Origin of the sequence: Halostagnicola kamekurae (genome assembly GCF_900116205.1) — an archaeon.
GTDB classification, from domain to species: domain Archaea; phylum Halobacteriota; class Halobacteria; order Halobacteriales; family Natrialbaceae; genus Halostagnicola; species Halostagnicola kamekurae.
Genome location: NZ_FOZS01000001.1, coordinates 26564 through 47619, shown reverse-complemented (window position 1 = coordinate 47619; position 21056 = coordinate 26564). Strand labels below are relative to the sequence as shown.

Below are 21056 nucleotides of genomic sequence, written 5' to 3'. Positions count from 1 at the left end.
CTTATTCTTGCGCTGTGGACTCTCTAACTGCTAAATTCCACAATACATGCTAGCGATAGCCACGGGTTGTTTTACGTGTGGTACTAATTGGTATGACATTCCTGTCCACCGCCGGAATCCGGTGGCGTGTCACGATGTTGGTCTCGCAGAGAAGTCGGATCCGATAGTCACCGCTCCATCGGCCCCGAACGATTTTTCACCTACTCACTTCTCCCGAGCGCTCTGAAAGACAGAAAAATCGCGTATCGGTTCGACACCGATACCGCTCGAGACGAGCGTCGAAGAAAACGATAAAACGCGCGAATCAGTTACTGCAGGACGATGCTGCCTTCCATCGCGCTGTGTGGGTCACAGCGATAGACCGTCGTCTCTTCGCTGGGTTCGAAGGTGAGTTCGATTCGCTCGTCGGGTTGGGCGACCAGGTCGGTTTCCAAGTCTTTGACGACCTCGCCGCTGTCGTTTCGAATCTCGAGGTTGTGTTCCAACTCGTCGTTCGCTTCCGACCAGCCGATGTTGTACTCTTCGCCCGACTGAAGCGCCAGCGTTGGGTTCTCCACGTCCGCAATGGCGTCGGGTGCGGAGCCGACCCAGCCACCCGAATCCGCGATCAGCGTGATTTCCTGATCGGGGCTGATCTCGTACTCTTCGCTTCCGCTGTCCCCGTCGTCGCCATTGCCGTCGCCGCCGTTGTCTCCGCCGCCACTACATCCTGCGACGAGCGCGGTCGCCGCAGCAGTACCTGTGACCTTGAGTGCCGTTCGACGTGAGACCGTTCGCTTTCGTGCCATCGCGACTTTCTTGGTACTACGTACATAAAAAGTGATCCCCTCTGTCGTCGTACAGTCATGTGTTCGCATACCACAATTCTCGCGGTCCCCCCTCGAGAACCGGCTTAAAAAGACGCAACGCGCCGGTGTGGTTTATGCCTCGTTTTCACGAACATGTTTGTGTCCGCCGAGTGATAGTCTGAGGAACACCGGAACGGTGACGATCGCGATCGCGATCTCGAGGCCGCCGACGACGAGGAAGGCCAACCCGTAGCCGTAGGCCGTGGCGACGCTGCCGCCGATGAGAAAGCCGCCAAGAAAGCCGAGACTGCCCGCGAGGTTGAACCCGCCCATCGCGACTCCGCGTTCGCCGTCCGCGGCGAGGTCGGTGACCAGCGCCATCGTCGCCGGCGAGACGAGCGCCCCGAGGACCCCGACGATCACCATCGCGAAGGCTGCGAGCGGCACTGTCGGAGCCACGTAGACGCCGAGGATGGCGACGCCGTAACAGAGCGAGCCCGCGACGACCGGCGCGGTTCGACCGATCCGATCCGAGAGCGCTCCCATCGGGTACTGCAAGAGTGCGAACGGTGCGAAAAAGCACGCCAGCAAGATCCCCGTCCCGGCCGGTCCAAGTTCGAACGCCTCCTGAAAGTACAGCGTGCCGACGAGCGCGAAAAAGCCGGCCGTGAGTCGATCGATGAATCCGAACGCGTAGGGAATCGAGAGCGTCGGCCGTCGACGAACGCCCTCGAGGAGGTCTCGAGCCGCCCGCCGCCCGGTCGGTGCCCGGTCGGGGACGAGGGTGACCAAGCCACCCACGCAGACGAGCAAGACGCCCGCAACGACCAGCGGCGCGAGCGGATCGACCGTCGTGAGCTGGCCGCCGATCGGCGCGCCGAGAGCGGCGCCGAGCCCGATCGCGATCCCCGCCGCGCCCATGTTCTTCCCGTGACCGCCCTCGAGATCCATCAGCATCGTCATCGTCAGCGAGAACGCGCCGATGGTCATCGCGCCCTGGAGAACGCGCAACAGGAGGACGCCCTCGAAGGGGATCGAACCGAGCATCGGGACGGCAGCAAGAGCGAGATAGCCCACGGCACCGGCGAGCGCACCCGTGACAATAAATGGCGTTCGCCGCCCCGTGATGTCGCTCGCGGCCCCCCAGACGCCGACGAAGACCACGTAGGCCGCGAATTCGGCCACGAGGAACCACATGCTCGCGTCGAGTTCGGTCGTCGCAAACGCCGACGAGCCGCCGCCCGTGTCCGCTCCGAGCGCTTCGACCAGCGTACTGATGCCGGGATAGAGCAGCAGCTGGGAGAACAACACGGCGAACACGACGGCCGCGAGCACCGCCCGATCCCGACGATTCGATGACACGAGCGGCCGTTGGGGCTGCTCCCCTAAGAACTCGTTCGTCCCGGCATACTCGTCAGATGTGTGGTAATATCTCGCAGAATTTGCGGTTTTTGCCGTTACTGAGACGCATAAGTCCGTGGAGAAGTATGCATGCAAAACATGAGCGACGACACGAGCGATGGGATCGACGATCCCGAACGGTGTCGATTCGGAACGCGAAGCGTTCACGCCGGCCAGTCACCCGATCCCGAGACGGGCGCGATGGCCCCGCCGCTGTATCAGACCACCTCCTACGTGTTCGACGACGCCGACAGCGCCGCGGATCTCTACGCCCTCGAGAGCGAGGGCCACATCTACTCGCGGATCTCGAACCCGACCGTCCAGACCCTAGAGCGCCGCCTGGCCTCCCTCGAGGGCGCGCCGGGCGCGGTGGCGACCGCGAGCGGAATGGCCGCGCTCGACTCGGCCGTACTCGTGTTGGCCGAGGCGGGCGACAACGTCGTCCTCTCGACCGATACCTACGGCGGGACGACCGCCTACTTCTCGAAGACCGCCGCCCGGCGGGACATCGAGACGCGGCTGGTCCCGACGCTCGAGCCCGAGGCCTACGAGGAGGCGATCGACGACGACACGGCGTTCGTCCACGTCGAGACGATCGGCAACCCCTCGCTCGTGACGCCCGATTTCGATCGGCTCTCGACCATCGCCCACGATCACGGCGTGCCGCTGGTCGTCGACAACACCTTCGCGACGCCCCACCTCTGTCGGCCCTTAGAACACGGCGCGGACGTCGTCTGGGAGTCGACGACGAAGTGGCTCCACGGGTCGGGGACGACCGTCGGGGGCATCCTCGTCGACGGCGGGCAGTTCCCGTGGGGCGAGCACGGCTACGACGAGATTTCGGGGCAGAACCACGCCTACCACGACGTCGACTTCTCGCGGGACTTTCCGGACGCGCCGCTGGCCGCTGCGGTTCGCTTCCGGTCGACGCGCAGTCTGGGCAACCAGCAGTCGCCGTTCGACGCCTGGCAGACGCTACAGGGACTCGAATCGCTGCCCCTGCGGATGGACAAACACTGCGAGAACGCGACCATCGTCGCCGAGTACTTAGCCGACCACGACGACGTTGCCTGGGTCACGTACCCCGGCCTCGAGAGCCACCCGACCCACGACAACGCCTCGAACTACCTCTCCGATTTCGGCGGCATGATCGCCTTCGGCCTCGAGGGCGGGTTCGCGGCCGGCAAGCGCTTCTGCGAGGAAGTCGAGGTCGCGCAGTTCCTCGCGAACATCGGCGACGCGAAGACGCTCGTCATCCACCCCGCGAGCACGACCCACGGTCAGCTTTCCCCCGAGGAACAGAAAGACGCGGGCGTCACGCCCGACCTCGTTCGGCTTTCGGTCGGCATCGAGGACCCCGCGGACATTCTCGCGGACATCGACGCGGCGATCGAGACGGCGTCGGCGGCGGCCGACGAATCGCGTGCGGGGACGGCGGAACGATCCCCGGAGGAGCGGCCATGACGACCAAAGCGACCGTCGACCTCGGCGAGTTCACCTTCGAGAGCGGCGAGTCGATCCCCTCGCTCGAGGTCGCCTACGAGACCTACGGCGAATTCACGGGCGACAACGCCGTCCTCGTCTGTCACGCGCTGACCGGCAGCGCCCACGTCGCCCGCCGGCCCGATTCGGGCGACGAGACGGCCGGGCAGGCCCGCGCCTGGTGGGGCGACGTGGTCGGTCCCGGCAAGGCCATCGACACCACCGAGTACTACGTCGTCTGCGCGAACGCGCCCGGTTCCTGCTACGGGACGACCGGCCCCTCGAGTACGAACCCCGAGACGGGCGAGCCCTACGGCACTGACTTCCCGCCCGTGACGATCGGCGACTGGACGCGCTCGCAGCGACGACTGCTGGACGAACTCGGCGTGGGCCGGCTCCACGCCGTCATCGGCGGCAGCGTCGGCGGGATGAACGTCCTCGACTGGCTCCGGCGGTATCCGGACGACGTCGACTACGCCGCGTCGGTCGCGGCCGCCGCCCGCCTCGACGCCCAGTGTCTCGCTCTCGACACCGTCGCGCGGCGGGCGATCACGTCAGATCCGAACTGGAACGAGGGCCACTACTACGGTGGTCCCGAGCCGACCGACGGGCTGGCTCGAGCGCGCCAGATCGGCCACATCATGTACCTCTCGAAGGCGTCGATGGCCCGCAAGTTCGGCCGCCGCTCCGCCGGGCGCGAGGCGACTCGAGAGAAGCCGACGGACCCGGCCGGGGCCTTCTTCCCGTATCGGGAGGTCGAGTCCTACCTCGACTACCAGGCCGAGAAGTTCACGGAGCGCTACGACGCCAACAGCTACCTCTACCTGACCCGCGCGATGGACGACTTCGACCTCGCGGCGGGCTATGAGTCCGACGCCGACGCGCTGGCCGCGTTCGAGGGCGAACTGCTCGTCCTCTCGTTTACCGGGGACTGGCACTTCACCGTCGAACAGGCCGAAGTCCTCGCCGACGCCTGTCGGGACGCAGGCGTCGCGGTTTCCCACCACGTCATCGAATCCGACCACGGCCACGACGCGTTCCTCGTCGAACCCGAGAAGGTCGGCCCGCCGCTGTCGGCGCTGCTATCGGCGGGGCTCGACGGACGGGCGATCACGGATACCGCCGAGGAGGAGGACGAACCGGAGGCGTTCGCCCCGGTCCACACGAGTCTCTTTTCGGAGTAGCGGCGCAGTCTGGTGGTGTTCGATTCGAGTAACGCCCCGGTCCAGCGTCGTGCCCGGCTCTCTCGTCGGGAACCGACTCGAGCGAATCACTTCGTCCGGCGATTCGCCTACGTCCGGTCGAGCACGCCTTCGGCGAGCAGCGTATCGCGGACTTCGGCCATCGAGGTAACGACGACCTCGCAGGCCGGTTCGACCGCCGGTTTCGGGTCGAATCCGATCGGGAGGCCGGCGACCTCGAGCATCGGCAGGTCGTTCGCGCCGTCGCCCACGGCGACCGTCTCCGACATGGAGACGCCGACGTCGCCGGCGAGGCTCTCGAGCGCCGTGTCTTTCGTCCCCTCGATGAGCGGCCCTTCGACGTCCCCGGTCAACGCGCCGTCTTCGATCGGGAGACTGTTCGAGACGATGTAATCGACGCCGACGTCCTCTTTCTCGAGCGCCGCCGCGACGCCGCGTTTGAAGCCGCCGGTGAGGATCGCGGTGGTGACCCCGGCGTCGTTGAGCGCCCGAATCAGGCCCGCTGATCCCTCGCGGAGTTCGACCTCGTCGAAGGCGGCCCGGGCCTCGGCCTCCGAAAGTCCCTCGAGCAGGGCCGCGCGCTCGCGCAGACTTTCCGCGTAGCCGATCTCGTCGTTCATCGCGCGTTCGGTGATCGCTGCCATCTCGTCGGCGACCCCACAGCGGTCGCCGAGCAGGACGGTCATTTCCGAATCGGAGAGCGTTCCGTCGAAGTCGAAAGCGACGATGGTCATCGACCGATGGTTTTCAGGCCGGGAATAAACCAGTTCAGGTTTCGGATCGGCGGGCAACGGCGGTCTCCGGTCCCGCTCGAGCCGCCCCGGTCGTCGAAATCCACACGACGGCGAAGTGGTGTGAGGATTTGGCGGGGGCGACAGATCTTTGTGTTACTATGTCATGGTACCGGACGCATCGCTATGAAACCGTGCCACAACTGTCAGGCGGTCATCGACGAGTATCTCTTGGACAAACAACTCGAACCCCTGCGCGAACTCACGGTCGACGACTTCAACCTCTGTCACGACTGTGTAACCGTCGTTTCCGATGCGTGCGTGACGTGTGGCGGCGCGGTCTACGTTCCCCGAAACGAGAGTACGACGCCCGACTACTGCCCGGCGTGTCGGGCCGATGCGATCGATCAGACCGGACAGGATCCCGGCTGGACCCTCGAGACGCCCTCCGTCTAGCCGAGCGCTCTCGTTCTCACTGCGGAGCCTCTGTGGCTCCGACGTTGCGGTTCGTCCGAACGCCCTCGAGCGACTGCTAAATCGGCGACGAAACTTCTCGATCGTCGCCGACCAACACTCGAACGCCGTGGGCGTCCATCGACCGATGCTCGAGCGACGCTTCGGTCACCGCCGACGGACGATCGAGCGCGCCGGAGAGAGACAGCGACTTTAACGAACCGGTGTGTACCCTCGCGTAATGGCTGGTGCAGACGAATCCGGCGACGAGAACCCCTTCCTTCGAGATCCGCCGACGGAGTTCGATCCCGCCGAGAAACTCTCTGAGGCGGACGCGGCCGAGCGAGTCGAGCAGTTGCGCGCCGCGATCCGCGAGCACGACCGGCGCTACTACGTCGAGAACGACCCCGTCATCGCCGACCGGGCCTACGACGCGCTCTTCGCCAGGCTCCGGGAGCTCGAGGACGCCTTCTCGCTCTCGCATCCCGACAGCCCGACGCGGGGCGTCGGCGGGGAGCCGATCGACGCGTTCGAAACCGCCGAGCACGTCGCGCCGATGCTCTCGATCGACCAGAGCGGCGAGGTCGAGGACGTCCGCGAGTTCGACCGCAGGGTCCGCGACGAACTCGAGGACGCGGGAATCGACGGGGTCAGCTACGTCTGCGAGCCCAAGTTCGACGGCGTCTCGATGGAGTTCGTCTACGAGGAGGGAAGCTTGCAGCGGGCGGTCACTCGCGGCGACGGCCGCGAGGGCGACGACGTGACTCGGAACGCGCGCACGATCGGATCGGTGCCCCAGAAACTCCACGGCGACCCGCCCGACTTCCTCGCGGTTCGGGGCGAGGTCTACATGCCCAAAGACGCGTTTCAGACCCACAACCGCGATCGGATCGAACGCGGCGACGACCCCTTCGCGAACCCGCGGAACGCGACGGCGGGGACGATCCGTCAACTCGATCCCACAGTGGTCGCAGACCGGCCGCTCGAGGTCTTTTACTTCGACGTGCTCGAGGCGAGCGAACTCGAAGACACCCACCGGGAGGAACTCGAGCGGTTCCCCGAACTCGGCTTGCGGACGAACGACCGCGTCGAGGTCATCGACAGCGCGGAACGAAGTTCCGCGGACGCTACAGGTGACCGCGGACCGGGCGATGCGATCGAGGACGCGATCGACTACCGCGATCGGATGCTCGAGGCTCGCGACGACCTCCCATACGAGATCGACGGCGTCGTCATCAAGGTCGACGACCGCGAGGCCCGCGAGCACCTGGGGCAGACGGCTCGCCACGATCGGTGGGCCTTCGCCTACAAGTTCCCCGCCCGCGCGGAGGTAACTCCGATCGCCGACATCGCCGTGCAGGTGGGCCGCACGGGGCGGGTGACGCCGGTCGCGCTCCTCGAGCCGGTCGACGTCGGCGGCGTCACCGTCTCTCGAGCGAGCCTGCACAACCCCGACGAGATCGCCGAGAAGAACGTCAACGTGGGCGACACCGTCCGCGTCCAGCGAGCGGGCGACGTGATTCCCTACGTCGAGGAGGTCGTCGAGAAGGGAAGCGAGGGCCACTACGAACTCCCCGAGCGCTGTCCGATCTGCGACAGCCCGATCGAGCGCGACGGCCCGATGGCCTTCTGTACGGGCGGGCTGGCCTGTGACGCACAGCTCCGGCGCTCGATCGAGTACTACGCGAGCGACGACGGCCTCGATCTGGAAGGGCTCGGCGAGAAGAGCGTCCGTCAACTGGTCGAGGCCGGTCTCGTCGACTCCATCGCCTCGCTCTACGAACTCGAGCGCGAGGAGCTGGTGGCCCTCGAGGGCTGGGGCGAGACGAGCGCCGAAAACCTCCTCTCTGAGCTCGAGGCCGCCCGCGAGCCGCCCCTTGCGGACTTCCTCTCGGCGCTCGGCATCCCCCACGTCGGCCCGGCGACCGCCCGCGAACTCGCTCGGGAGTTCGGCTCCTTCGAGGCGTTTCGCGAGGCCGTCGAGACGGATCCGAGCCGACTCGAGGGCGTCGACGACGTTGGCGAGACCGTCGCCGAAACGATCCACGAGTTCTTCGCGAGCGAGGCCAACGCCGAGGCGGTCGACGCCGTGCTCGAGCACGTCTCGCCGCAGGACGCGGACGCCGGACCCGACGGCGGAGACGAACTCGAGGGGCTGACGTTCGTCTTCACCGGCTCGCTCGAGGGGGTCACTCGAGGCGAGGCCCAGGACCTCGTCGAGGCCCACGACGCGAACGCGACGGGAAGCGTCTCGGGGAACACCGATTACCTCGTGATCGGCGAGAGTCCGGGTTCGACGAAGCTCGAGGACGCCGAAGCCAACGACGTGGAGATTCTCGAGGAAGCGGCGTTTCGGGACTTTCTCGAGTCGCGGGGTCTCTCCCTGCCGCCTGCGAACTGATTCGAGGGCTGCAGTCGATCACGGTAGAATCGTCGTCCCGGTCGTACCGCGGTCAACTCCAGCATACGGCCACTCTGTCTCGTATTCGTATCCGCCCGCTCGAAGCGCATCGACAGCTCCCGGATGGATCCTTCCGCCACCGTCACGCTATTATCCGATCGTCCCAATGTTAGCCTATGAGCACTGGTAGCATCGATCAGGAATTGGTCGACGAACTCCTGAGTGTCTGTCGAACCGCGGTTGGCGACGAACTCCGGAGCATCACCTACTTCACCGAAGACGAGGTCGAACAGCTGTATCTCCGCTCGGACCTCGAGCGGACCGCAGACCTCGTCGGCTTCGCCGAACACGAGGCGCTCGGCTTTCGGTCGCAGTCGGCGTACCGAAACACCCAGCTCGGCGAGTACGAGGCGACGATTCGGATGTTCGAAAACGGCTACCTCACGCGCGTCATCAGCGGCGAACTCGGCGTCTGGGTGACGACCGACCCGCTCTCGATGGAGCGGTTCGAGGAACTCTCGACCGCGTTACGATCGGTTCTCGAGGAGTACGGTACGTCCGAGGCCTAAAACGGAAGAAATATGCGTGTTACAGGTCGACGCGGTCGAACCGCCAGAGTGCGATGGCGGTCGGAATGACGATCCAGCAAAGCAGGATGATAAAGGAGACCCAATCCTCGAGGTAGAACGGCATGCCGTTCGGGAATATGTAATCCGGATATCTGACGCCGTCGATGGCCGGACTCACGATCGAGAGCGCGTTATTGAAGGCGGTTCCCGGATCGAGTGAGTCGAGGAACAATACGAAATCGGGAACCCGCTCCCCCGTCATCTCCCTAGTCGTCCCATCTGATAACTCGGTCGTCCGCGTGTACGTGACCCCACTGATTATGTCCCGCTGCACCAGCATACTGAATCCGATGCGGATGAGGTACCAGGCACCGTAAAATAGCAGGAAGACGCCGAAGACCGCACCACCGGCAAGCGTCGTCGATTTGGTAAGCGAGGAGAGCGAGACGGCGATGCCGGTGTACGCGATGCCGTAGAGGATCGACATTCCGAGTAATCCGACGTACTGCGCGATGTCGAAGCTACCGAGTAGGCCGGCGACGACGATGGCCGCGAGACCGAACCCGATGATCATCGACAGCGACAGTACGGCAGAGCGGCCGATCAGTTTGCCGAGCACCACGTCCTTTCGCGAGTGCGGGAGCGAGAGCAACACTTTGATGGTGCCGCTCTCTCGCTCTCCGGCGATCGATTTCCAGCCCAATATCAATGCGATCAGTGGGATAATGACCCGCGTCACATCCCTAACGATCGAAATGAGCCCACCCGTCGTCAATTCCTGCGTCGACCCGGAACCGGTACTGAAATACGCTATTCCGCCCGTGATACCGACCAGCAACAGGAAGAAGAGGAAACTCAGTCCCCAGAACACCCACGAGCGCACCGCGTCCTGGAAGTCCTTCTTCGCGACTGCGCGGACGCTCTCGAGATTGATCGAACTCGTCGCCGAACCCGATCCCGAACTGCTCGCGGTCTCGGTGCTCATTGGGCGCGCACCTCCCGTCCGGTCGTGTACGACTGGAAGACGTCCTCGAGCGACGCCTCCTTGGTCTGGAAGTCCCGGACTTCGAGTCCCTGCTGTTCGATCTCGTTCAGAACGGTCGTTTTCGATCCGTTACACTCGACGATGAGCGACGGGCCGCTCTCGTCCGTTCTGATGGAGTTGACTTCCGGCATCGCGCGGATGTCGTCGACCGCCCCGCTGTCGATTCGGTCGACGGTGATCCGAAGCGTCGTGCCGGTGCTGACCGAATCGCGCAGGCCTTCGACGGTGTCGACGGCGACCATCTGGCCGTCCTTGAGGATGCCGACGCGGTCGCAGACGGCTTCGACCTGCTCCATGATGTGGCTCGAGAAGAAGACGGTTGCGCCGCGGTCTGCTTCCTCGAGGACGATCTCGCGCATTTCCCGAGCCCCGTTGGGGTCGAGTCCCGTCGAGGGCTCGTCGAGAATCAGGAGGTCGGGTTCGCCGATAAGCGCCATCGCGAGCATGAGTCGCTGGGACATCCCCTTCGAGTAGCCGCCGGCCTTTCGGTCGCCGGCGTCGGGGATGCCGACCCGCTCTAAGAGCTCGTCCGGATCGTCGTCGGCACCCTTCGAGTCGAGGGCGAACTCGAGGTGCTGGCGACCGGTGAGCCGGTCGTAGGTCTCGAACCCTTCGGGGAGGACGCCGGTTCGCTGGCGGATGTCGCGGCTCCGTGCCTGTGCATCCATCCCGAGGACGTTCACCTCGCCGGCGGTCGGCCGGATGAAGTCGAGGAGGATATTGATCGTCGTGGACTTTCCGGCACCGTTTGGACCCAAAAAGCCGAACACTTCGCCTTCGCGGACCTCGAAGGAGAGGTCCTCGAGCGCGAGCGTCCGACCGTAGGATTTTGTCAGGGCGGTGGCTTCTATCGCAGCCATAGGTGTCCATTTCACCCAGAATTGATAAGGTTTTTCCACCGAGTACAGGCGGCGAGAAAACCGTTCTGGAGAGCGTATTGGCTATTTTCGATATCTCCCCGCACTTAGACTGCGTCGTCGGGATCGTGTGTGCTCGCGATTCGCTCTACCTCGGCCGCGTAGCGCGCTCTCGTCTCTTCGTCGGTGACTGCCTCGAGTTCGTCCGGATCGATGTCGGCCGCCGCGGTCACCGTCGATCCCTCCCGGAGGGACGTCGCCGATCGTTCCCGCTGGTGGTACCGCGACCCGTCGGGGGTCGCGTAGACGATCGTCACGAGGTTTCGGTCGTCGAAGGTCCGTTCGACCAGCCAGCACCGTTCCGTCGAGTCACTTTTTTTTTTTCGTTGTGCGGCGACCACCGAGAAACTGTCGCGTCGAGCGGCACCAGCCGTCGGATCGCGGGCGATCGAGCGGTCGCTCGCGTCGGTGTGGGAATCGCTGTGACGGTAGGCTGAAAGTCGTCGAACGCCTAGGGCCGCCGATGAACGCCGAGACGGTTCGCGAGCGGGCGCGGTCGCTGCCGCGCGAGCCCGGCGTCTACCAGTTTCGCGCCGACGAGGCGACCCTCTACGTCGGGAAGGCCGTCGACCTACGGGATCGGGTGCACTCGTACGCCGATCCGCGAAGCGCTCGGATCCGGCGGATGGTCGATCGCGCCGACGACATCGAGATAGCCGTCACGGACACGGAAACCCAGGCGCTGTTGCTCGAGGCGAACCTGATAAAGCGCCACCAGCCCCGCTACAACGTCCGACTGAAAGACGACAAGTCCTACCCGATGGTCCAGTTGACCGACCACGCGGCCCCGCGGATCGAGATCACGCGCGATCCGAACGAGTCCGCGACCGTCTTCGGGCCGTACACGAACAAGGGTCGGGTAGAGACCGTCGTCAAAGCGCTGCGAGAGACCTACGGCGTCCGGGGCTGTTCGGACCACAAGTACTCGGGTCGGGACCGGCCGTGTCTCGACTACGAGATGGGCCTCTGTACCGCCCCCTGCACGCGAGAGATCGACCTCGAGAGCTACGTCGAGGACGTGACCGTCGTCGAGCGGTTTCTCGAGGGCGAGACCGGAATCCTCGCGGACCCGCTTCGGCGGGAGATGGAAGAGGCGGCACAGGACAAGCAGTTCGAACGCGCGGCCAACCTTCGGGACCGACTCGAGTCGGTCGAGGCGTTCCACGGCGAGGGCGGCGAAGCCGTTCAGTCGGCCGGCAACGAACGGGCCGTCGACGTGCTCGGCGTCGCGATCGAAGGCGAGAACGCGACGGTCGCGCGACTCCGCGCCGAAGACGGCAAGCTGGTCGAACGGGACCGCCACCGCGTCGAAGCGCCGGCCCCCGACAGCGAGACCGAGCGCGTCGCGTCCGTCCTCGCGGCGTTTCTCGTCCAGTACTACGCCGAGCGGGACCTGCCGGACGCCCTGTTGCTCCCCGAGCGCCACGGCGACGAGGAGGTCGCGGGCTGGCTCGAGACGGAAGGAATCGACGTCCGCGTTCCGGGTGCCGGCCGCGAGGCGAAACTCGTCGACCTCGCGCTGAAAAACGCTCGGCGGAACGTCGGCGGTCGCGACGAGTGTGGCATGCTCGCCGACGCGCTCGGCCTCGAGGCGGCCGATCGGCTCGAGGGGTTCGACGTGAGCCACGCCCAGGGGAAATCGGCGGTCGGCAGCAACGTCGCGTTCGTCGACGGCAACGCCGAAAAGGCCGATTATCGCCGGAAGAAACTCGCCGATCAGAACGACGACTACGACAACATGCGGGCGCTGCTCGAGTGGCGCGCCCGCCGCGCCGTCGAGGGCCGGGACGACCGCCCGGACCCCGACCTGCTGGTGATCGACGGCGGGGAGGGTCAGCTCGAGGCGGCTCGAGACGCGCTCGAGATGGTGGGCTGGGACGTTCCGGCGATCGCGCTGGCCAAGGCCGAGGAGACGGTCATCACGCCCGATCGGGAGTTCTCCTGGCCGTCGGACGCCCCGCACCTGCACCTGCTCCAGCGTGTGCGCGACGAGTCTCACCGCTTTGCGGTCCAGTACCACCAGACGATCCGCGACGAGGTGAAGACGGTGTTAGACGACGTTCCGGGGGTCGGCCCCGAGACGCGAAAGCGGTTGCTCGGTCGCTTCGGCAGCGTCGAAAACGTCCGCGAGGCCTCCCTCGAGGATCTTCGGAGCGTCGAGGGCGTCGGATCGAAGACGGCCGAGACGATCGAGTCGAGACTCTGAGCCGCTGGGCCGGCACTCGAGCCGTCGCGTTCGCCCGACGGTCGCAGGGACAGCGTTATGACTTCCGACGAAGAATGCTATCGTGTGGCAAACGACGATTCGATCGACGATTTGCTCGACGAACTCGACAGTCAGGGCGACCTCGAGAGCTCCCAGCAGACGCTCTCGATTCGCATGGAGCGCCGGCGCTACGACAAGCCCGTCACCATCATCGAGGGGTTCGATCTTCCGAATTCGGAGGTCCAGTCGGTTGCATCGGATCTCAAGAGCGCCGTCGGCGCGGGCGGAACCGTCGACGACGGACGGATCGAGATTCAGGGCGACCACCGGGATCGAGTGCCCGATCTGCTACGAGATCGCGGGTTCGAAATACGCGGTTGAGCGGCCGCGGTTCGGTCCGCATCGGTACCGTGCCGGGACGTCGTGTCGGCGTGCTGGCAGAGACCGAGCCATCGCCAGCGAGAACTCCGCACCGACTTACATCTCACCTGAGCGCCGAGAACACCTTTAGGGCTCTCGGCCCAACCACCTGGTATGCACGTTCGACCCGCGACTGCGGACGACCTCGAGTCGATCAGAGCGGTCGCCCGGGAGACGTGGCACGACACCTACGACGAACTCGACGCGGAGACGATCGACTGGGCGATCGACGAGTGGTACGGCGCGGGTGCGATCCCGCTCGAGGCCCCGGGGACCGTCGTCCTCGTCGTCGAAGTCGAAGACGCCGCGGGCGAAGGCTCGAGCGATCGTGCAGACGACACTCCGGTCAACGAGTGGGACGCCCGCTCGACCGCCGCCGCCGAACCTGCCGGCGAAGAACCTGCCGCCGAATCCGGTAACGACGCGGGCGATCGAATCGTCGGGTTCGCCCAGGCCGTCGTCCACGGCGAGACGGCCGACGTGCTTCGGCTGTACGTCCACCCCGATTTTCAGGGCCGCGGGATCGGCACCCGACTCCACGAACGGCTCAGGATCCAACTCGAGGCGTACGATATCGAGCGCATTCAGCTGATCGACTTCGCGTTCAACGACGAGGGACGGGGCTTCTACGAGTCGCTCGGATTCGAACGAACCGACGAGGGCGAGGTCGAAATCGCCGGCGAGTTCTACCCCGAAGTGGTCTACACGCTAGAAGTATAACGGTTCTGGGGTGTAGCGGTCCCGAGGTGTAGCGGTCTCGGAGTGTCGTCGTCTCGAGGTACCTGCGTCTCAGGTGTAGTCGTCTCGATATATCGCCGTCTCGAGCGCAATAGAGTCGTGACCGGACGAGTCGACCCGTTTATCTCTCTATTTCGCCGGTTCCTGGCTCTCGCCGCCGAGGTTGCAGAGACCAGCAACTATTTACCGCACGGTGGCAAATATATTTTTAGAGATGTCTAAACCCTGGGCCAGCCAGAGCCAATCTCTGGGTGAGCGCCCGTGAACGAACTGCTAGACGTTCTTTTCGCTTCCCTCCGGGACGGTTACGTGCAGGTGAGCACGTTCGTCGCGGTGACGATACTCGCGTTCGGTCTGATCCAGTACTGGACCGACGGTGCCGTGGTCGGCGCGATCGAGAACAACGAGCGACTGCAAGTCCTGTTCGGCGGACTTCTGGGATTGACCCCCGGCTGTGGCGGTGCGATTATCGTCATGCCGCTCTACGTCCGCGGCACGGTTAGCTTCGGGACCGTCGTCGCGACGCTCGGCGCGACCGCCGGCGACTCGGCGTTCGTGATCCTCGCGCTCGCGCCCGAGGCCGCGCTGTACGCATACGCCATCGCATTCGCCGCCTCCGTCGCGACCGGCTACCTCGTCGACTCCGTCGGACTGGGCGTCACTCGAGTCGACAACGCCGTCTCCCAACTCTCGCCGGCGATGGCCGACGGCGGGACCGTGGTCAACAACGGCGTCGGACCCAACCCCGCCCACGACTACGGCGGCCCGTCCCCGACCCACTCCCACGAGTCGGGGCCGGATCGGGTCTCTCGAGTGCTCACGCCGCTTTCACACCTCGCGCACGTCCTGTGGTGGGCCGCCGCGCTCGTGGGACTCGGACTCGGGACCCTCTACCTGCTTCGGGGCGGCCCCGAGGTACCGCTCGCGCTCGGTCTCGGATTCGACGGCCTGTTCACCATCGTCGGCATCTCCGGCGCGGTGCTGTCGCTGTACCTCTACGGCGTCGGCCGCCACTACGTCGGCGAGGGAGAGGTTGCGCGGGCTCGAGACTCCTTCGGGTCGATCTACGATACGCTCACCCACGCGGCGATGGAGACGAGTTTCGTCACCGTCTGGGTGCTCGTCGCCTTCCTCGTCTACGAGTACGCCGTCGTCCTGACCGGGCTGGACGTCACGGCCATCGCGGCGACGGCGGGCGTGCTCGCACCGATCGGCGGCGCGATGGTCGGGTTGATCCCCGGCTGTGGCCCGCAGATCCTGCTGGCGAGCGTCTACGCCGAGGGCGGACTGCCGTTCTCCGCGCTCTCCGCGAACGCAATCGCCCAGGACGGCGACGCGCTGTTCCCGCTGTTGGCCGTCGACGCCAAGGCGGCCATCGTCGCGACGATCTACAACTTCCTGCCGGCCGTCGTCGTCGGCGTCGCGCTCCACCTCCTGTGGGGCCCCGTCTTCGGCATGGCTCAGTTCGGATTCGGCGTGCTGTGACCGTCCGCGTGTAACGGCAGGTTACCGATGTTTTCCGTACTTCTTCAGGCTGTGAGCTGAGAGCCGGAAAGCGGTGGCGCGCGCTGTCGGCTGGCTGAGCGCCGGCGAAGACAGCCGATACCACTGCACAAGGTCGTCGCGAGTGGAACGAGCGGTTGCTCGGAAGACGCTTAGGTCTTCCACTGAATGAGTGAGCGAGCGGGGAGAAACGATCCGGAAGCGAACGAATCGGTTGGCGAGCACGAGATCCGAACGAGGTGAGGTTCTCGAAGTGCGAACGGGAACGCAGTGACCCGTGAGCGGTGTGGGAATCTGTGTTGGCGCGATACGGAACGTTCACCGTGGTTCCCGACGTTCCCTCTGCTAGCGGCTGGTAATACATTTTCCCATCTAGGAATGTGTGGGAAACTACAAGACCAATTCGGCAATCACGAATGCGTATTCACCGCCTGTATCGCTGGAATACGATCCAGGCAAGGGATGCGATTCCAATCAGTAGGAAAGCTACAGCAAAGAACACAAGGCGGTTACCAAGAAGACTCGAAAGACCGAGGAAATCAGTTCGGTTGAGATATCCGAGACCAAAGAATATACCTAAAACTACGGCTGCTGCCCCAATTCGCATTCCCAAGTCCTTCAAGAAGTTTCCGAAGGTCAAGTCACGAGCCATCAATCATAGTATCTAATTCTGTACACTTTTCACTGTTGAAATTCTACTTCTCAGACGGACGCTCGGTGAGATAATCAGTGATAAGCCCCGCTTCACTTCCAGGTATTTTGAATGTTCTGGATGAATAAATCGCGAATCTACTGTTAGCGTGGTTCGAAACCGGAGTAATGTCGCCGTGCTCGATTCCAATACGCAAGCGCGACGACTCGAGGACCGCACTCTGACCGATGTTCGCTCAGAACTCCTCGGCCGGCGGCGCGATTCCCTCTTCGTCGCTCTCGAGTTCGAACTCCTCGCGCACCTCCCGAATCCGGTCTCGAATGTCGGCCGCCAGTTCGAACTCGAGGTTCTCCGCGGCTTCCTCCATCCGATCCTCTAAGTCCTGTACGTACCGCGCCGCCTCGTCGTCGTCCGCGAGTTCGCGTCCGGAGATTTCGGTGGTATCTGTCTTGCTCCCCGGGAGGTTCGTCTCGCCGACTTCCTTCTCGATCGTGGTCGGTTCGTAGCCGTGTTCCTCGTTGTACCGCTGTTGAATCCGGCGGCGGCGCTGGGTCTCCTCGATGGCGTCGGCCATCGCGCTCGAGGGATCGTCGGCGTAGAGGACGACCTCGCCGTTGACGTTTCGGGCGGCCCGGCCCATCGTCTGGACGAGCGTGGTCTCGCTGCGGAGGAACCCTTCCTGGTCGGCGTCGAGGATCGCGACGAGGCTCACCTCGGGGATGTCCAGTCCCTCCCGCAGGAGGTTGATGCCGACGAGCACGTCGATCTCGCCCAATCGAAGCGAGCGGATGATCTCGTGGCGCTCCAAGGTGTCGGTCTCGTCGTGCATGTACGCGACGTTCACGCCTGCTTCCTCGAGGTACTCGGTCAGGTCCTCGGCCATCCGCTTGGTGAGCGTCGTCACGAGGGTGCGCTCGTCGCGCTCGATGCGGTCGTCGATGCGGTCCATCAGGTCGTCGACCTGCCCGCTGGCGGACGAGATCTCCACCTCGGGGTCGACGAGGTGGGTCGGTCGAACGATCTGCTCGACAATCTGGTCGCTCTCCTCGCGCTCGTAGTCGCTTGGCGTCGCCGAGACGTACAGCGTCCGGTCGGTCTTTTCCTCGAACTCCTCGAAGGTGAGCGGGCGGTTGTCGTAGGCCGTCGGCAGTCGGAACCCGTTCTCGACCAGCGAGTCCTTGCGGGACTTATCGCCGGCGTACTGGCCCCGGATCTGGGGGATGGTCTGGTGGGATTCGTCAACGACGGTGAGGAAGTCCTCGGGGAAGTAATCGAGCAGCGTGTAGGGGGCCTCTCCCGACTCGCGATCCGAGAGGTACAGCGAGTAGTTCTCGATACCCGAACAGTAGCCCGTTTCCTGCATCATCTCGAGGTCGAAGGTCGTCCGCTCTTCGATCCGCTGGGCGGCGACGAGGTCGCCCTGGCGCTCGAAGTAGCTGATCCGTGAATCCAGGTCGTCTCGGATCTCGTCCATCGCGGTCTCGAGTTTCGTTTCCGGAATCGAGTAGTGCTCCGCCGGGTGGACGAGCACGGCCTGCTGTTTGCCTTTAGCCTCACCCTCGAGCGGATCGACCTTGATCATGCGATCGATTTCGTCGCCCCAGAGTTCGACCCGGACCGCGTAGCGGCCGTACATCGGGTAGATCTCGACGGTGTCGCCGCGCACGCGGAACGTGCCCTGCGTGAAGTCGACGTCGTTGCGCTCGTAGTTCAGGTCTACGAGCCGCTTTAGGAGTTCGTCGCGGCCGACCTCCTCGCCGACCTCGAGTCGCAGGGACATGTCGATGTAGTTTCGCGGGTCGCCGAGGCCGTAGATCGCGGAGACGGACGCGACGACGATCACGTCCTCGCGGGTCAAAAGCGAGCGCGTCGCGGAGTGGCGAAGCCGGTCGATCTCGTCGTTGATCGAGGCGTCCTTGTCGATGTAGGTGTCGCTCTGCTCGACGTAGGCCTCGGGCTGGTAGTAGTCGTAGTAAGAGACGAAGTACTCGACGGCGTTGTTCGGAAACAGGTTCCTGAACTCCTCGTAGAGCTGGGCCGCCAGCGTCTTGTTGTGGGCGATCACCAGCGTCGGCTGCTGGATCTCCTCGATCGTCCACGAGACGGTGTTGGTCTTTCCCGACCCCGTCACGCCCAGCAGGGTCTGTTTGTCCGCCCCCGATCGGAACCCCTCGGCTAACTCCTCGATCGCCTCGGGCTGGTCGCCGGCGGGGTCGAAGGGTGCGTCGACCTCGAACGGCTCGGCGGCGTCTGGACGGTCCGGTTGTAGCGGGCCTCGAGTGTCGCTCACGATGACTCGAGTAGGGTCTCGAGGCACTTGACCGACACGCTTGGGTGTCGGTCGGTGGCGGCGCTCGAGGGCATCGGTCTGGATCTCTGGGAGGATTTCGGCTGGTCGCTATCACGTGTCGTGACCGCGTTTGCGAGAGGAAAATCTGATATGGGATGTTATGGTATTGAATAGTATGGTCGTCGAACTCGTCGTTCCATTTGCGATACTGTTTGTAACTGCTGTACTTGCGACGTATCTCGGATGCCGACTGGCGCTCAGAGATTTTTACGATGAAAATCTGGGGGACGAAGCGAAAGAATAGACGCTGTCGTTCCGTTTCCTCGGGAGCTGGTGGCCTCCTCTCTGGAAAGCAGCCTCACGAATCGGTTGCCGATTTATCAGGTATCTCTTCGGGTGTGAGCCACCGGATGAGGCCGTCAGAATTCTCCAGTCGTCCTCCGTGGAAGACTGCCCATTCCATGGTGAATTTCCCAAATACGACGATTACGATAACCCAGGCTTTACTCACCGTCGATATCCCGAAGTCGTGTAGAAGCGGTAGTACAATCACGATTAACGAGATGGCCGTTATTGCGGTCAGAAGAAACCAAAACACTACGATCCGTGTCGGAATCTCAGCCAGTACCGGTGCCGAGACACGTTCGTACCGTCGTTGGCTACTAAATTGTTTATAAGTGATGAGCAATCGAAATCCGAACAGCAACGCAATCATGCCAAGCGCCTCAGGGGTGAACGACCGCTGAATTGCTACGAAAGATTGCTCTATCGAATCAGTAGGAACTCCTTCAGTATCGTAATAAAACCCGGGATCTGATTCGACGAGAAATAGGTTCCCAGTTATAAACCAGAAACCGAGTCCGAACACGAGAATACCGAATGCGTATTTCAGATTTCGATACCAAATTGGCGGGAGCCACTGGACTGGCTGGACCGATCCGGAACGGCCAGACACGAACGGTATTGGAACTGTGACTAACCCAATCATCCGTTCTTCCGGTCGCGGTTTTTTCTGCGCAAAGGGAACTAATCCAGCATACAGAACTACGAACAGTCCAATATCGATCCAGTACACGAAGAGGGCTTCGGGTAGGCTCCACTCGAAGACCTCGAGTCCGACAAACGGAAGCAGATTTGCGAGAACGAGGAGGGCAAGTGTCGTTCGAACACGCGATTTCTCTTCGGCCGCCATCGTACTACGATTAAATGTATTCCGGGATATAAGTCGAGGATTTCGTGGCCGCCTGCACGCTTTCCGTATCGCAGTGGGTTTTCACGAAGTCGTTTACGTCTGTGATGACGCCATGAACCCCGAATGCATTGGGTCTGTCCCTTTCGAGGTGGCTTCAAACCGAGGATACGGTGGATTCTCGTTCTTTCCATGCGGCAAGAGCCCGCGAAACAGAAATCCGATAAACCCGACCAACAGCAAAATCACACTACTCACCTCGATCGGATAGGGAAATGAGACGAGCGTCCCTTCTTCGAGTCCGATCTGTAGGTGGCATCCAAACCAGCAAACGAACGCCGGAACGAAGTACCGTCTACTCCGTCCGATGTCGGTTATTTTTGGAGCGATCAGGAGAACGAAAATCCCAACTACGGGGATGAGAACCTCGGGGATTACTCGTTCCGTCGAAAGCGGTTCTTCGAGTTGACGACTTGCGATTCGCGAACTCCCACCTACTCGAGCAGATCACCCCGAACCCGACACCCGCAGGGATAGGCGGTGTGGTGGCTCGGAACGAGTTGGACGACGGCGCTGACCGGGAGCCCACAGTGGGGGCACTCGGGCGGGGACGACGGCGGATCGTCGGTTGCCCAGACAGCCTGCTTCGTCACGACGAGCGAGACGCCCTGCACTTCGAGGCGGACCTCGACCGAACTGCCGCCGGTCTCGAGCAGTCGGGCGAGCGCCTCGGGATCGAACTCCCGGCCGAGTTGGTAGGAGTCTCGAGGGATTCCTTCGTTCTCGAGCGTGCGGACGATGTCCACGACCAGGCTGTCCGTCGGCGCGGTCATCGATCCCACCACCCTCCAAGCGTGGACGCGGCGATCGCTGGTAGTCGACTTCGATTCGTCTGTCGGACGGGATGTTTAAGCCCGCGGAGAAGATATCCAATCATGGCAACCGTTCCTTCAAGGGTTCGGAAGCCACGTCTCGGGTGGTAGTAGCACCCGGGGCATTTCAATACGAAACGCCCCCTGTCGCGGAGTGTGTGGCTTCCATTTGATCCAACGCCCTGTAGTGTCATATA

At 63.6% G+C, this 21056-nt stretch carries 19 protein-coding genes; 10 read left to right on the top strand and 9 right to left on the bottom strand.

The features are described 5' to 3' along the window. Positions 1-308: 308 nt before the first annotated feature. Together BM348_RS00220 and BM348_RS00215 are read right to left on the bottom strand one after the other, a co-directional pair. Positions 309-788: a twin-arginine translocation signal domain-containing protein gene (locus BM348_RS00220; RefSeq protein ID WP_092900392.1), complete on the bottom strand. Its 480-nt coding sequence runs from the start codon at positions 786-788 to the stop codon at positions 309-311. A 132-nt stretch (positions 789-920) separates the two neighbouring features. Beyond that, positions 921-2150 (bottom strand): MFS transporter, encoded by a 1230-nt coding sequence (locus BM348_RS00215; protein WP_092900391.1) that lies wholly within the window; start codon positions 2148-2150, stop codon positions 921-923. 138 nt (positions 2151-2288) lie between these two features. Here BM348_RS00215 and BM348_RS00210 point away from each other — a divergent pair, with 138 nt between their 5' ends. Together BM348_RS00210 and metX are read left to right on the top strand one after the other, a co-directional pair. Then, on the top strand, positions 2289-3653 hold the full coding sequence (locus tag BM348_RS00210) for an O-acetylhomoserine aminocarboxypropyltransferase/cysteine synthase family protein (RefSeq protein ID WP_092900390.1): 1365 nt from the start codon (positions 2289-2291) through the stop codon (positions 3651-3653). Continuing rightward, the gene (metX, locus tag BM348_RS00205) at positions 3650-4855 is read left to right on the top strand and encodes a homoserine O-acetyltransferase MetX (RefSeq protein WP_092900387.1); all 1206 of its coding nucleotides are present in this window, start codon (positions 3650-3652) and stop codon (positions 4853-4855) included. The genes BM348_RS00210 and metX overlap by 4 nt, the downstream gene beginning before the upstream one ends. A gap of 107 nt (positions 4856-4962) precedes the next feature. Here metX and serB read toward each other — a convergent pair whose 3' ends face one another. Next, positions 4963-5607 carry a phosphoserine phosphatase SerB gene (gene serB / locus BM348_RS00200; RefSeq protein ID WP_092900383.1) on the bottom strand — a complete coding sequence of 215 codons (645 nt, stop codon included), beginning with the start codon at positions 5605-5607 and terminating at the stop codon, positions 4963-4965. 183 nt (positions 5608-5790) lie between these two features. Between serB and BM348_RS00195 the strand changes: the two genes are divergently transcribed. The 3 genes from BM348_RS00195 (at position 5791) to BM348_RS00185 (ending at position 9027) form a co-directional block, all read left to right on the top strand. Further along, the gene (locus BM348_RS00195) at positions 5791-6060 is read left to right on the top strand and encodes a DUF7571 family protein (RefSeq protein WP_092900379.1); all 270 of its coding nucleotides are present in this window, start codon (positions 5791-5793) and stop codon (positions 6058-6060) included. Between the two features lie 238 nt (positions 6061-6298). Further along, positions 6299-8458 carry an NAD-dependent DNA ligase LigA gene (gene ligA / locus BM348_RS00190; RefSeq protein WP_092900376.1) on the top strand — a complete coding sequence of 720 codons (2160 nt, stop codon included), beginning with the start codon at positions 6299-6301 and terminating at the stop codon, positions 8456-8458. 176 nt (positions 8459-8634) lie between these two features. After that, complete coding sequence (locus BM348_RS00185; protein ID WP_092900371.1) at positions 8635-9027, top strand: DUF7522 family protein; 393 nt, start codon at positions 8635-8637, stop codon at positions 9025-9027. 19 nt (positions 9028-9046) lie between these two features. Here BM348_RS00185 and BM348_RS00180 read toward each other — a convergent pair whose 3' ends face one another. The 3 genes from BM348_RS00180 to BM348_RS00170 form a co-directional block, all read right to left on the bottom strand. Continuing rightward, positions 9047-10012 (bottom strand): ABC transporter permease, encoded by a 966-nt coding sequence (locus tag BM348_RS00180; RefSeq protein ID WP_092900369.1) that lies wholly within the window; start codon positions 10010-10012, stop codon positions 9047-9049. Further along, the gene (locus BM348_RS00175) at positions 10009-10932 is read right to left on the bottom strand and encodes an ABC transporter ATP-binding protein (RefSeq protein WP_092900360.1); all 924 of its coding nucleotides are present in this window, start codon (positions 10930-10932) and stop codon (positions 10009-10011) included. The genes BM348_RS00180 and BM348_RS00175 overlap by 4 nt, the downstream gene beginning before the upstream one ends. Before the next feature lie 104 nt (positions 10933-11036). After that, positions 11037-11330, bottom strand: a complete 294-nt coding sequence (locus BM348_RS00170) for a hypothetical protein (protein ID WP_092900354.1) — start codon at positions 11328-11330, stop codon at positions 11037-11039. A gap of 122 nt (positions 11331-11452) precedes the next feature. On the opposite strand from BM348_RS00170, the gene BM348_RS00165 reads away from it, so the two are divergent. From BM348_RS00165 to BM348_RS00150, 4 genes are all read left to right on the top strand, one after another. After that, the gene (locus tag BM348_RS00165) at positions 11453-13195 is read left to right on the top strand and encodes an excinuclease ABC subunit C (RefSeq protein ID WP_092900351.1); all 1743 of its coding nucleotides are present in this window, start codon (positions 11453-11455) and stop codon (positions 13193-13195) included. A gap of 84 nt (positions 13196-13279) precedes the next feature. Next, complete coding sequence (locus BM348_RS00160; protein ID WP_092900350.1) at positions 13280-13576, top strand: translation initiation factor; 297 nt, start codon at positions 13280-13282, stop codon at positions 13574-13576. Between the two features lie 153 nt (positions 13577-13729). Beyond that, a complete protein-coding gene (locus tag BM348_RS00155; protein WP_092900349.1) occupies positions 13730-14335 on the top strand; it encodes a GNAT family N-acetyltransferase in 606 nt (201 codons plus the stop codon). Between the two features lie 279 nt (positions 14336-14614). Beyond that, positions 14615-15838, top strand: a complete 1224-nt coding sequence (locus BM348_RS00150) for a putative manganese transporter (protein ID WP_092900348.1) — start codon at positions 14615-14617, stop codon at positions 15836-15838. 905 nt (positions 15839-16743) lie between these two features. Here BM348_RS00150 and uvrB read toward each other — a convergent pair. Then, the gene (gene uvrB / locus BM348_RS00145) at positions 16744-18798 is read right to left on the bottom strand and encodes an excinuclease ABC subunit UvrB (RefSeq protein WP_092900347.1); all 2055 of its coding nucleotides are present in this window, start codon (positions 18796-18798) and stop codon (positions 16744-16746) included. Positions 18799-18973: 175 nt separating this feature from the next. On the opposite strand from uvrB, the gene BM348_RS22130 reads away from it, so the two are divergent. Continuing rightward, positions 18974-19102 carry a hypothetical protein gene (locus BM348_RS22130; RefSeq protein ID WP_281244651.1) on the top strand — a complete coding sequence of 43 codons (129 nt, stop codon included), beginning with the start codon at positions 18974-18976 and terminating at the stop codon, positions 19100-19102. 54 nt (positions 19103-19156) lie between these two features. Here the strand turns inward: BM348_RS22130 and BM348_RS00140 are convergent, their stop codons facing one another. After that, a complete protein-coding gene (locus BM348_RS00140; RefSeq protein ID WP_092900344.1) occupies positions 19157-19990 on the bottom strand; it encodes a DUF6498-containing protein in 834 nt (277 codons plus the stop codon). Positions 19991-20481: 491 nt separating this feature from the next. Further along, positions 20482-20820 carry a hypothetical protein gene (locus BM348_RS21010; RefSeq protein WP_175507064.1) on the bottom strand — a complete coding sequence of 113 codons (339 nt, stop codon included), beginning with the start codon at positions 20818-20820 and terminating at the stop codon, positions 20482-20484. Positions 20821-21056 lie beyond the last annotated feature (236 nt).

Excerpts from the sequence above, each read along its gene's own strand:
- BM348_RS00220 (WP_092900392.1), bottom strand. The coding sequence starts at position 788 with ATGGCACGAAAGCGAACGGTCTCACGTCGAACGGCACTCAAGGTCACA.
- BM348_RS00210 (WP_092900390.1), top strand. The coding sequence starts at position 2,289 with ATGAGCGACGACACGAGCGATGGGATCGACGATCCCGAACGGTGTCGA.
- metX (WP_092900387.1), top strand. The coding sequence starts at position 3,650 with ATGACGACCAAAGCGACCGTCGACCTCGGCGAGTTCACCTTCGAGAGC.
- serB (WP_092900383.1), bottom strand. The coding sequence starts at position 5,607 with ATGACCATCGTCGCTTTCGACTTCGACGGAACGCTCTCCGATTCGGAA.
- BM348_RS00195 (WP_092900379.1), top strand. The coding sequence starts at position 5,791 with ATGAAACCGTGCCACAACTGTCAGGCGGTCATCGACGAGTATCTCTTG.
- ligA (WP_092900376.1), top strand. The coding sequence starts at position 6,299 with ATGGCTGGTGCAGACGAATCCGGCGACGAGAACCCCTTCCTTCGAGAT.
- BM348_RS00185 (WP_092900371.1), top strand. The coding sequence starts at position 8,635 with ATGAGCACTGGTAGCATCGATCAGGAATTGGTCGACGAACTCCTGAGT.
- BM348_RS00180 (WP_092900369.1), bottom strand. The coding sequence starts at position 10,012 with ATGAGCACCGAGACCGCGAGCAGTTCGGGATCGGGTTCGGCGACGAGT.
- BM348_RS00175 (WP_092900360.1), bottom strand. The coding sequence starts at position 10,932 with ATGGCTGCGATAGAAGCCACCGCCCTGACAAAATCCTACGGTCGGACG.
- BM348_RS00165 (WP_092900351.1), top strand. The coding sequence starts at position 11,453 with ATGAACGCCGAGACGGTTCGCGAGCGGGCGCGGTCGCTGCCGCGCGAG.
- BM348_RS00155 (WP_092900349.1), top strand. The coding sequence starts at position 13,730 with ATGCACGTTCGACCCGCGACTGCGGACGACCTCGAGTCGATCAGAGCG.
- BM348_RS22130 (WP_281244651.1), top strand. The coding sequence starts at position 18,974 with ATGGTCGTCGAACTCGTCGTTCCATTTGCGATACTGTTTGTAACTGCT.
- BM348_RS00140 (WP_092900344.1), bottom strand. The coding sequence starts at position 19,990 with ATGGCGGCCGAAGAGAAATCGCGTGTTCGAACGACACTTGCCCTCCTC.
- BM348_RS21010 (WP_175507064.1), bottom strand. The coding sequence starts at position 20,820 with ATGACCGCGCCGACGGACAGCCTGGTCGTGGACATCGTCCGCACGCTC.